General features: G+C 36.1%; 14 protein-coding genes. 10 read left to right on the forward strand and 4 right to left on the reverse strand.

What is annotated here, in order from left to right:
• Positions 1 to 212: ChaN family lipoprotein (locus R3333_RS07860; protein WP_318958239.1), on the reverse strand; the 212-nt coding region annotated here is incomplete at its 3' end.
• 150 nt (positions 213 to 362) lie between these two features.
• On the opposite strand from R3333_RS07860, the gene ettA reads away from it, so the two are divergent.
• The 3 genes from ettA to R3333_RS07875 are packed head-to-tail and all read left to right on the forward strand — an operon-like array spanning position 363 to position 3749.
• Positions 363 to 2051 carry an energy-dependent translational throttle protein EttA gene (gene ettA, locus R3333_RS07865; protein ID WP_318958240.1) on the forward strand — a complete coding sequence of 563 codons (1689 nt, stop codon included), beginning with the start codon at positions 363 to 365 and terminating at the stop codon, positions 2049 to 2051.
• A 31-nt stretch (positions 2052 to 2082) separates the two neighbouring features.
• Positions 2083 to 3528 (forward strand): aminoacyl-histidine dipeptidase, encoded by a 1446-nt coding sequence (locus tag R3333_RS07870; RefSeq protein ID WP_318958241.1) that lies wholly within the window; start codon positions 2083 to 2085, stop codon positions 3526 to 3528.
• Complete coding sequence (locus R3333_RS07875) at positions 3528 to 3749, forward strand: DUF3820 family protein (protein WP_318958242.1); 222 nt, start codon at positions 3528 to 3530, stop codon at positions 3747 to 3749. The genes R3333_RS07870 and R3333_RS07875 overlap by 1 nt, the downstream gene beginning before the upstream one ends.
• Positions 3750 to 3769: 20 nt before the next feature.
• Here R3333_RS07875 and R3333_RS07880 read toward each other — a convergent pair whose 3' ends face one another.
• The gene (locus R3333_RS07880) at positions 3770 to 4807 is read right to left on the reverse strand and encodes a hypothetical protein (RefSeq protein WP_318958243.1); all 1038 of its coding nucleotides are present in this window, start codon (positions 4805 to 4807) and stop codon (positions 3770 to 3772) included.
• A 193-nt stretch (positions 4808 to 5000) separates the two neighbouring features.
• Between R3333_RS07880 and R3333_RS07885 the strand changes: the two genes are divergently transcribed.
• The 3 genes from R3333_RS07885 (at position 5001) to R3333_RS07895 (ending at position 6412) form a co-directional block, all read left to right on the forward strand.
• A complete protein-coding gene (locus R3333_RS07885; RefSeq protein ID WP_318958244.1) occupies positions 5001 to 5405 on the forward strand; it encodes a hypothetical protein in 405 nt (134 codons plus the stop codon).
• Between the two features lie 138 nt (positions 5406 to 5543).
• Positions 5544 to 5741 (forward strand): hypothetical protein, encoded by a 198-nt coding sequence (locus R3333_RS07890; RefSeq protein ID WP_318958245.1) that lies wholly within the window; start codon positions 5544 to 5546, stop codon positions 5739 to 5741.
• A 263-nt stretch (positions 5742 to 6004) separates the two neighbouring features.
• Positions 6005 to 6412: a helix-turn-helix transcriptional regulator gene (locus R3333_RS07895; protein ID WP_318958246.1), complete on the forward strand. Its 408-nt coding sequence runs from the start codon at positions 6005 to 6007 to the stop codon at positions 6410 to 6412.
• Here R3333_RS07895 and mnmA read toward each other — a convergent pair.
• Positions 6399 to 7577 carry a tRNA 2-thiouridine(34) synthase MnmA gene (mnmA, locus tag R3333_RS07900; protein ID WP_318958247.1) on the reverse strand — a complete coding sequence of 393 codons (1179 nt, stop codon included), beginning with the start codon at positions 7575 to 7577 and terminating at the stop codon, positions 6399 to 6401. The genes R3333_RS07895 and mnmA overlap by 14 nt on opposite strands.
• 254 nt (positions 7578 to 7831) lie before the next feature.
• Here mnmA and R3333_RS07905 point away from each other — a divergent pair, with 254 nt between their 5' ends.
• From R3333_RS07905 to R3333_RS07915, 3 genes are all read left to right on the forward strand, one after another.
• Complete coding sequence (locus R3333_RS07905; RefSeq protein WP_318958248.1) at positions 7832 to 8647, forward strand: hypothetical protein; 816 nt, start codon at positions 7832 to 7834, stop codon at positions 8645 to 8647.
• Positions 8648 to 8664: 17 nt separating this feature from the next.
• Positions 8665 to 9225 (forward strand): uracil-DNA glycosylase family protein, encoded by a 561-nt coding sequence (locus tag R3333_RS07910; RefSeq protein ID WP_318958249.1) that lies wholly within the window; start codon positions 8665 to 8667, stop codon positions 9223 to 9225.
• A 180-nt stretch (positions 9226 to 9405) separates the two neighbouring features.
• Entirely contained in the window at positions 9406 to 9927 is a 522-nt protein-coding gene (locus tag R3333_RS07915) for a cold shock domain-containing protein (protein ID WP_318958250.1), read from the forward strand.
• A 37-nt stretch (positions 9928 to 9964) separates the two neighbouring features.
• On the opposite strand, the gene R3333_RS07920 is transcribed toward R3333_RS07915, so the two are convergent.
• Positions 9965 to 11227, reverse strand: a complete 1263-nt coding sequence (locus R3333_RS07920; RefSeq protein ID WP_318958251.1) for an NAD(P)/FAD-dependent oxidoreductase — start codon at positions 11225 to 11227, stop codon at positions 9965 to 9967.
• A 140-nt stretch (positions 11228 to 11367) separates the two neighbouring features.
• Between R3333_RS07920 and R3333_RS07925 the strand changes: the two genes are divergently transcribed.
• Positions 11368 to 11571: carbonic anhydrase (locus R3333_RS07925; protein WP_318958252.1), on the forward strand; the 204-nt coding region annotated here is incomplete at its 3' end.

An 11571-nucleotide genomic window follows, 5' to 3' on the forward strand; every position in this document is an offset into this window, starting at 1 on the left:
AGAGATTTTAACAATTCTAATTCTAGCCAATGGGAAATTACATTGTTGTGCAACTCTCCAAACAATACAACTTCTTGTTTTTGTAATGATTTAAGCATCTTTTGGTAACTTATTTCCTTCCCTTTACCGTTGTATATCTTATAATTTTCTAGCTGCGCCAAACTGTTTAAAGCCAGTGTGAAAAGTGTTAGTAGTGTAAGTATCGCTTTCATGTTTTTTTTATTACAAATATAAGAGAGCTATACGAATTCGCTAATACCTATTTATTGTGATATAATTTCGAGATAGGAACTAAAGATTCGCCCTGTTTTCTTAGTCGTCTCGCATATATTGAGTATTTTTGATGCGCTAAAAAACAAAGTATGTCAGACGATAAAAAGATCATTTTTTCAATGGTTGGGGTCAATAAGCAGACACCAGCTGGAAAACAAATTCTTAAAAATATTTATTTGTCCTTTTATTATGGGGCAAAGATTGGAATCATAGGTTTAAACGGTGCGGGTAAATCTACTGTAATGAAGATTATTGCAGGTTTAGACAAGGCCTATACAGGTGATGTAGTTTGGAGTGATGGTTACTCTGTTGGTTACTTGCCACAGGAACCAGAATTGGATCCAAACAAGACCGTGAAAGAAATCGTAATGGAAGGTGTACAAGAAACGGTAGATCTTTTAAAAGAATACGAAGAAATCAATAATTCTTTCATGGATGAAGCAGTGTTGAATGATCCAGACAAAATGGATAAACTCATTGCGCGACAAGGTGAAGTGCAAGATAGAATTGATGCTGTTAACGCATGGGATTTAGATGCACAATTAGATTTAGCGATGGATGCTTTACGTTGTCCTCCAGATGATCAGAAAATTGAAAACCTTTCAGGAGGGGAAAGACGTCGTGTTGCCTTAACGCGTTTGTTGTTGAAGCAGCCTGATGTATTATTGCTGGATGAGCCTACTAACCACTTGGATGCTGAGTCTATTGACTGGTTAGAGCAACACTTACAACAGTATAAAGGAACGGTAATCGCCGTAACCCACGATAGATATTTCTTAGATAACGTTGCTGGATGGATTCTAGAATTGGATAGAGGTGAAGGTATTCCTTGGAAAGGAAACTACTCTTCTTGGTTAGAGCAAAAAGGTAAGCGTTTAAAAGAAGAAGAGAAACAAGAGTCTAAACGTCAGAAGATTTTAGCGCGTGAGTTAGAATGGGTAAAAATGAACCCGAAAGGACGTCATGCTAAGAATAAAGCGCGTTTATCGAACTACGATAAGATGATGAGTCAAGACATTAAGGAGAAGGAGTTGACTTTAGAACTTCCTATTCCTAATGGACCACGTTTGGGTAGTAATGTAATTGATGCAGAAGGTGTAGCCAAAGCATTTGGAGACAAATTATTGTACGATAACTTAAACTTCTCATTGCCTCCAGCAGGTATCGTTGGGGTTATCGGACCAAACGGTGCGGGTAAAACTACCATCTTTAAAATGATCATGGATGAATTGCAACCAGATGCTGGTTCTTTCAACATAGGTGAAACGGTAGAGATAGGATATGTAGACCAGACGCATAAAGATTTAGATCCAGAAAAATCAATTTTTGAGGTAGTTTCTGGTGGTACAGAACACATAGAAATAGGTTCTCAAAAGATGAACGCTAGAGCGTACATTTCTAAGTTTGGTTTCTCAGGAGCTGATCAGAGTAAGAAAGTTGGAGTGTTATCAGGTGGTGAAAGAAACCGTTTGCACTTGGCAATGACCATGAAGACGGAAGCAAACGTGTTGTTACTGGATGAGCCTACCAATGATATTGATGTGAATACCTTGAGAGCATTAGAGGAAGGGATTATGAATTTTGCGGGATGTGCCGTTGTGATTTCTCACGACAGATGGTTCTTAGATAGAATTTGTACACACATCTTAGCTTTCGAAGGAGATTCTGAAGTTTACTGGTTCGAAGGTACTTACTCTGACTACGAAGAGAACAAGAAAAAGCGTTTGGGAGATACTTCTCCAAAACGTGTGAAATACAGAAAATTGACAAAAAACTAGAACACACATTCATTCTTTAAATACAGAACAAATGAGCGTAAGAGATTTAGAACCAAAAGCGATGTGGAATAATTTTGCAGATTTAAATGCCGTTCCGCGTCCATCAAAAAAAGAAGAGAAAGTTATCCAATTCATGGTTGATTTCGGTAAGAAATTAGGATTGGAAACGAAAACAGATAAAATAGGTAATATCATCATAAAAAAGCCTGCAACTCCAGGTATGGAAGATAGACAAACCATCATCATGCAGAGTCACGTTGACATGGTGCACCAAAAGAACTCTGACAAAGTTTTTGATTTTGATACACAAGGTATTGAAATGAAAATTGAAGGAGACTGGGTAAAAGCAGAAGGTACTACGTTGGGAGCTGATAACGGTATTGGTGTTGCTTCTATAATGGCGATATTGGAATCTACAGATATTGCACACCCTGCAATTGAAGCAATGTTTACTGTAGATGAAGAAACAGGTATGACTGGAGCTATGGAGTTAGATCCTTCTAATTTCACCGGAACTATTCTTTTGAACTTAGATACTGAAGATGATGATGAATTAAGCATTGGTTGTGCAGGAGGTATTGATACGAATACATCTTATGTGTACGAATCAATCTCTACTCCGGCCGGGTCTAAAGCTTACAGAATCGAATTGAGAGGTTTGATGGGAGGTCACTCTGGTATGGATATCGATCAAGGTAGAGCGAATGCAAATAAATTAATGAATAGGTTGATGTACGATTCTCCTGTGAAATTAAATATTGCAAGCATAGATGGTGGTAGTTTGAGAAATGCTATACCTAGAGAATCTACAGTGGTTTTAACGATAGCTGAAATGGATGCTGAAGCATTCGAAAGCTACTTTGAAATGAAAACGGAAGCATTGGCTGAAGAGTTTGCGAGTATTGAAAAAGATATGAAGTTTTCAATCGCTGCTACAGATTTACCAACAGAAGTTGTTTCTGGTGCTGATACTACAAAGATTTTGCAAGCGGTACATGCAACGCATAATGGAGTTTTCAGAATGAGTCCGGATATTGAAGGTTTGGTTGAAACTTCTTCTTCTTTAGCTAGAGTTATTGTGAATGGTGGTAAGTTCATCACGCAGTCATTGCAACGTAGCTCAGTTGAATCTACAAAATGGGAAGTTGCAAACACGATTAAGTCTACGTATGAGTTATTAGGGGCAGAAGTTGTTCAGTCTGGAGACTACCCAGGATGGCAACCTAATCCAAACTCTAAGATATTAAAGACTATGGAGCAGTTGTACAAAGATATGTTTAACGAAGCTCCTCAAGTGAAAGCTTGTCATGCAGGGTTGGAATGTGGTATTTTGGGCAAACATTTGCCAAACACAGATATGATTTCTTTTGGACCGACAATTAGACAACCTCACTCACCAGATGAGCGTGTATCTATTTCATCTGTTCAAAAATTCTGGGGATACTTAATTGAAACCTTGAAGAATATTCCAGCCTAATGTTAGCTGATAATAGAGCTGAATTATTGAAATTAGCAAATATGAAAATGCCCTTTGGTAAATACCAAGGGCGTTTTTTAGTTGATTTGCCAGAGCCTTACCTTGTGTGGTATAGAAACAAAGGTTTTCCCAAGGGGAAATTAGGTGAGCAATTGCAGATCATGTATGATATTAAAGTGAATGGTTTGGAAGATTTAATTCGACCATTAGTAAGGAGGTAAGTGATTACCTCCTTTTTTTATTAGCTCGCTTTTCTACGATCGTTTATATTTTGCAAGGGTTTTAAGCCTGCTTTAATATGTTTCCATTTTGTGGGGTGCTTATCTAGGTAGTAAGCAATTCTGCTTGCATTTTTCTTAACGGCGTCAGTAATTGCTGGTGGACTAACTGGAGGTTCTAAATGTGCAGCAACATTCTTCCCTGTAATTTTGAGTCCGGCCATTAAACACTTCTTAGCACTTTCTTCGTAGCTATCTAAAATTTCAAGCGCTCTATCTTTTACCAATTCTTCTTCCGTATTCAAGTTGATATTGGTTAGATAGATAGCTTCTAGGATTAAGGAATTGCTTCCGAAATTCAAATTGTAAGCAATATCAATCGCTTCTTCAACAACAGTGTTTAGTTTTTCTGTGTTTAATTTTAATTCAGAAAGCTGCTCAACAAAGTCATTTTCTACATGTATAGATAATTGTAGTGCTTTACTTTTTTCAGCAACTATGCTACTGATCAATTGAGCAATGAAATCGCGCTGTAAGCTCTTCAATTCTTCCACTTCTAATTGCGTACGCTTATTTTGATCTTTTAACGCATGCTGTACTTGTGTGAATTGTTTCAAGGTTTTAGCTTCATCTACAATACGGTTATAGTCGAATAAAAATCCTTGGTATAACAGCGTAGAGATGATATCCTTTTCAGAAGCGTGAATACTTTCAAAATCGTTCACATGATTATAGAGGTTGAATTTGTGTGGAAATTCAATAAAGATCAAGTCCTTAAAACTGTCGTTGGCAGAATTAAAAGCTAAACAGAGGGTTCTGTTTTCGCGTTCGGAAGATAAATCTAACTGTGTAAGTTCAGGTTTAAAGCGTGTTTCCTCGAAGCCTACAGGTAGCCATCGGGTATTGCTTTTTGACTTTCGGTAATTCTGAAACTTAACGCGGTCACTTTCTTCTAAAACAATATTGTTGTGAAAGTCACTAATAATCATGGATTTACTTTCATTTACATACACCCCCTTAATAGAGGTTGCCATGGGGAGCATCTCTTTTGCTTTATTCATAAGGAATAAAATAGGGTGATATGTAGCGGAAAGCCTCATTTCTTAAGCAAAGATATTAAGAAAACTTAATTTTTTAGCAAATATTATTAAGTAAGCTTAATAATTATTAAAGATAGATTATTCTAGCTTAATTTCTAAATAATCAGCCTAAAACCTTAGTTTATTTGTGGTGTAGATTAAAAATTCCATCGCCATGATTAGTATTAGTTTAGACCAAGAAGTTAGAAATGAAGTTAAATTATTAAGTGTTGAATTAAAAACCTTAAGCTTAAAGTGTATAGGTACGCTTTATTTATTATTGATGAGCGTGAAGAATTTCGTACTCGAGTACATCGATAGTTTGAATGATTTTAGGTGGAGTAATATTCAGAAATGGGGTTTTGTAAATGTGTTAATTGAAAGAGCGTACAAGTTCTTTGGATTGGAAGATGCTGAGAAAAGAGCACGTGTAAAAGCTAAAATAAAAAGAGGAGTTAAGCGTACTTTTAAAAAGGTGTTGAAAGTGTTTTTATTCCCTTTAGTACTAGTGTTTTACATAATTTCAGTTCCTTTTGAGAAAAAAAATGAGAAAAATGTAAAAAACTGTTACAAGGTTTAGATTTCTGTTTTTCAATATGTTACATTGTTTTCTTTAAAGTTGTCATAGAATAATTTGTGTTAAAAATGTAAATTTTCCAACTTTTTTTGAAACTTCTCCTAACACCGTGTCGTACACTGAGTTATAAAATTTGACAAAATGATATTAACTGAAAATAAAGTAGGAATGAATACTGTGAATGTTGCTAAGAAAAAATTGGAAATGCACTACGCAAAAGGAGTAAAGAGCGAATTAAGCATTTTCGAAGTTGCTAATTTAATGGACCTTATCTCAAACAAAGAAGCGGTAGAGCAAATGGAAAGGCGCTCAATATTCTTTGGGTTCTCCAAAAATTAATAAATGCTCTTCTAAAAAATAATGATCCAAATGTAATCACGTTCTGTGATGTAAATACATGTCTTAATTCCAGGTGTGTATAAAATTCTATTTAAACGTTTTATTCTAAAGGGTATAGAAGGTGTTTATTAGCGTTCTGTATTGAAAGTGGCATATGCTATTTTAGCTTGTGTTACAATTGTAATTATTTAAGGCTTGCCTTTTTGTTATTTTTGTAAATCTATATGTTTGTGATATTTGTAATTCTTAATTACATTTGTTACATGAGTATACAAGACCGTTTAAAAATGATTATGAAGATGAACAATTTGAATGCAAGCTCCTTTGCAGACAAAGTAGGTGTTCAGCGATCTAGTGTATCGCATATCCTGAGTGGTAGAAATAAACCTAGTCTTGATTTTATTCAGAAAACCTTAAATACCTTCCCAAGGGTGAGTGGTGATTGGCTAGTTAGCGGTAAGCAACCTAGTAAAGAGCCGGCTGCTCAGGTCAACAATGCTAGCGGTCCAAAGGTTGAACCTAAAAACGAACAAGTAAGTGCAATAAATCCTGCACAAGCACCTCAAAGTTTAGCCCAAAAAAATACCGCCTCGCAAAAGACGGTAGAAAAAATCGTTTATTTCTATACGGATGGTACTTTCAAAGAGTATACTTCTTCTAGTGAAGAATAACTCCAGAACCTATTAATTCATCATTTTCATAGAACGCAGCAAACTGACCCGGCGTAATCCCTTTTTGATATTGCTCAAAGTAAATGTACATTCCATCTTCTTTCATTACCAATGTAGCGTCCTGAAGCGGTTGTCTATATCTTATTCTCACTTTTAACGTTCTTGTTTCCCCAGGAGTCAAAGAACGATTAGGATTAACCCAGTGTACTTCATCTTCTTTAATAAACAAAGCTTTTCTGTTTAATAAAGGATGATCTTCACCTTGTCCAGAGTATACAATATTGTTTTCTGTATCTATTCCAATTACAAAAGAGGGAAGAGGTCTTCCTCCGATATTCAATCCTTTACGTTGGCCAATCGTGTAAAAATGCGCACCTTGATGTTCAGCAACTTCTAGGGTTTCTGCGTTGTCTAATACAAATGGCTGTGCCAATTCTACAACGTTTTCAAGAGTGTCTTCAATTGAATTTTGCGTTTGTTTATCAAAGTGGTTGATATTGACCTCTAGTACCTTACCTTTTTTAGCTTCAAGCTTTTGTTGAAGGAAAGTAGGGAGTGAAATCTTACCAACAAAACATAATCCCTGACTATCTTTTTTGTTGGCAGTAACCAATCCGGCTTCTGTAGCAATGCGTCTAACTTCAGATTTTTGTAATTCTCCAATAGGGAAGAGTGCTTTAGATAGTTGCTCTTGACTCAACTGGCACAAGAAGTACGATTGATCCTTGTTGTTATCTAAACCTGATAGTAAACCAAAGCTTCCGTCTTCGTGTTCAACCTTTCTACAGTAGTGTCCGGTTGCCACGTAATCTGCACCTAGCTCCATCGCTGCTTTCATAAACACATCAAACTTGATTTCACGGTTGCATAAAACATCTGGGTTGGGAGTTCTTCCAGCCTCGTATTCCGCAAACATATAATCCACGATGCGTTCTTTGTAGTCTTTGCTTAGGTCTATAACCTGGAAAGGTATTCCCAATTGGTTGGCGATTAATAAAGCGTCATTACTGTCGTCTATCCACGGACAGTCATCTGATAAGGTAACACTTTCGTCATGCCAGTTTTTCATAAACATACCAATTACTTCATATCCTTGCTCTTGAAGTAAATGTGCTGTAACACTACTGTCTACACCACCTGATAAACCTACAACTACTCTTTTCATGATGCAAAAATAGTCAATTTAACAGAAGGTTATTGTCCTAAACATATCAATTGGTAAGAGGAGGGGTGATTTGGTGTTAGAGTTTACTTTTGTAATTAGATTGAGATGGATGAAGTTACACATTTGTAACTCTAAATGTTATTACAAATGTCGATAGGTTTAAACAGACGTGTTACTTCTGTAACATTTGTAGTGTAAACACAATTTAACATTTGTAGCTTAAAGCTGTAGAAACAATTGAGTATTTTCGTTGTATGAAAATCTACGCATCAATTCTAATTGGTTTATCTATTGCCTTCTTCGGAACTGCACAAGAAGATACAGTTGCCTGTGAGCAGGTCTATGTTAAGGGAAAGGTTTACGATACATTACAACCTCAAGGGTTTTATAATATGATGGTCATTAATAAATCTGAAGGTAAAGGTGTATTTGGTATGCCTAATGGTACTTTTTCTATGTACACCAAAAATGGCGATACCATAGCGTTAACAGTGAAAGAATACTCCAAACACAGCTATATAGTTGTAGCAGACAGTAATTGTCAATTTATTATTGATTTACCCTTATCACCTAAGGTTCAAGAATTTGATGAAGTTCGTATTTATCCACTTAAATCACTGGAGGAAATTAAAAAAGAAAGACAAGAGTTAAGTATGCGCGAAACGCGAACGGTAACAGGTATTAATGTTGTACAATCTCCGATCACTGCGCTTTATGAACGATTCTCCAAAACGGGTAAAGCCAAGAAAAAAGTGGCAGAACTGGAACATCAAGACAATATCAATGCTATACTTAAGGAATTGTTAAGGTTGTATGTATCTAATGATGTTGGAAATTTAAAGGAAGAACATTTCGCTGATTTTGTAGAGTTCTTAAACATTGATGAGAATTTCTTGAGGACCTCTACAGATTATGAGTTAGTTGTGTTTATTAATGATAAGCTCGAGCATTATAGATATTTCCATCCGGAGTACTTTAATACTGATGAAGAACAGGAAGGTGAAGCTAACCCGTCTCAAGAAAAGGATGCACAAGGAAGTGAAGATGTTGAAAATCAGGATAAAGAATAAGGTGTTACTTTTGTAATATGTTAGTTTTAGAAGATGTTGTAAAATGTAAACTTTGTAAAGATCGTTTAGAGCCCAATCCTATATTTCAAATTAACGAAAAAGCGAAGGTTCTAATTATTGGTCAAGCACCAGGTTTAAAGGTGCATCAAACAAAACTTCCTTTCAACGATGCAAGTGGAGATCGTTTGCGGGAATGGATGGGAATAGATAGAACTCTTTTTTATAGTGAACAGGTAGCCATACTTCCTATGGCTTTGTGTTATCCTGGTAAAGGTAAGAGTGGAGATAATCCGCCACCGAGTATATGTGCAAAGACCCATCACGAAAAATTGTTGTCACTTATGCCCAAAGTGGAGTTAGTGTTGTTAATTGGTGCTTATGCCCAGAGATACTATTGTAATGATAGCTATAAAAATCTAAGTGAGAGGGTGTTGCATTTTGAAGAGTTTTTACCGAGATATTTCGTATTACCCCATCCTTCACCTCGTAATAATATTTGGTTGAAAAAGAATCAATGGTTTCTAGAGCAGGCTATACCTGTACTCAAAGAAAAGGTCTACTTATTACTAAAGCAATAGAAATACTTAGAATAAATTGATTAACGAGGATTAAATCACTATCTTTGTGCCTCAATCTTCATAATGTTCTATTCAGAGCTATTGTAAGCCCTTCGAGATAAATACTCATGTTTCACTCAGGCATTTCGTTTGTTTTCAGCATTATTTCAGTTTGATTATTGTCTAATTTAAAAATAGTAAATGGCCAGATCCCAAGAGACTTTTAATAAAAAAGAGAGAGAAAAAAAGAAAAAGAAGAAACGACAAGAGAAATTACTTAAGAAGCAGGAAAGAAGAGATGACAACAACAAAGGAGTTGCATTTGAAGACATGTTAGCTTATGTTGATGAAAATGGACACTTAGTTGATACACCTGTTGACCCTTCTAAGAAAAAGAAAATTGACGCAAGTTCGATTGAAATTGGAGTTCCGAAAAGAGAAGAGGAAGAATACGATCCAATTTTTGAAGGGAAATTAGTATACTTTAAAGACGATAAAGGATACGGATTCATCAAAGATTTAAATTCTGAAGAAAAGTACTTTGTACACATCAATAACTTTATTGATGATATCCAAGAATTGGATAAAGTGAATTTTGAAATCGAGAAAGGACCACGTGGTTTTAATGCAGTTCGCGTTAAAAAGTGGAAGAAGAAAGAAGAGAAGCCAAAAGAAACACCAGAGGATAAGTCGAAAGAGACATCGTCTGATGAAGAAGAATAAAAGTAAAAGGGAGTTATTAAACTCCCTTTTTTTATACCTAATCTTTTCGCTTGTACCTTCTTATGATTAATCCTAAAGGACGGTCGTAATTGAAATAATTCTGTATCCAGTCTACTAAGGTGACAATCTTGTTTCTAAAGCCAACCAAAGAGAGTAGGTGAATGAGCATCCATACAAACCAAGCAAATGTTCCTTGGAAAGATATGGAGGGTAAATCAACTACTGCCTTTTTTCTACCTATGGTAGCCATAGACCCTTTGTCTTTATACTCGAATTTTTTCAACCCTTTTCCCTTTTGTAGGGCGATTAAATTTTTTGCCAATAAAGCACCTTGTTGCATAGAAACGGGAGCAAGCATGGGGAGTCCTCTTGGACTATCATCGTTGATGTTTGCAGAAACATCTCCAATGGCATAAATGTTATCATACCCCTGTACTTTGTTGTAGTCATCTACTTTAATACGGTTACCCGGAGCTACAATGTCTTTACTTAATCCATCGGGAATATTCCCTTTAACTCCGGCTGTCCAAATTACGGTTTCAGTTACAAAGTCATCTTTATCCTGAATTTGTAGGCGTGCACCGTCATAGTCTTCAACAAGAGTGTTTAATTCTACGACCACATCAAGTTTTTCAAGGTGTTTCTTAGCTGCTTTTGATGCGAGGGGTGACATTGCTCCTAATAAGCGATCTGAAGCTTCAAACAAGTGAATCTGCATCTGCGTGAAATCAATGTCAGGATAATCCTTGGGTAAAACCCATTTCTTCATTTCAGCCAAGGCTCCTGCCATTTCTATACCTGCAGGTCCACCACCAACGATAGCAACATTAATCAGTTCTTGTTGTTCAGTAATGGAACGAGTTAGCATGGCTTTTTCTAAGTTTTCCATGATAAAACTTCTGATGTCCAAGGCTTCAACTACTGATTTTAAGGAAAGTAATTTACCCTTTTTACTGTCGAAATTGAAGTAATTCGTAGATGATCCCGTGGCGATTACTAAGTAGTCGTAATGGATTAAACCAACACTTGTCTCAATTTTACTTTGATTGGTAAGGATGTTTTTGACTTCTGCCATCCTAAACTTAACATTGGAAATCTTCCTAAAAACGCGTCGTATGGGGTAGGCGATGCTGCCGGGTTCTAACCCACTGGTGGCGACTTGATAGAGAAGGGGTTGAAAGGTGTGGAAGTTGTTTTTGTCGATGAGCAATACATCAAACTCAGTGTTTTTTAGTGATTTTGCCAGTTGGATACCTCCGAATCCGCCGCCAATAATAACCACTCTTTTTCTAGCGTACATAATGTTACCTATGTGTTTAATACTAGCAATTAAAATTAAGCAGTTTTATATCATTCAACAAGGTTTTGGAGATTATTTCTTATCTTCAAAACCTCAATTGAAACAAGAGTGACGACGGGTTGCATATCTAATTGAAATACATGGAATTAAAGAAGATTTTTGAGAATAACCAGAATTGGGTACAAAGCAAATTAGATGTTGATGCTAATTATTTTGAGAATTTATCTAAAGGTCAGTCTCCAGAGGTGTTGTACATCGGTTGTTCCGATAGTCGTGTTACTGCAGAAGAATTAATGGGTGCTGCGCCCGGAGATGTTTTTGTACACCGTAACATAGCTAACATG

Source organism: Lishizhenia sp., assembly GCF_033720595.1.
Lineage (GTDB): Bacteria > Bacteroidota > Bacteroidia > Flavobacteriales_D > Crocinitomicaceae > Lishizhenia.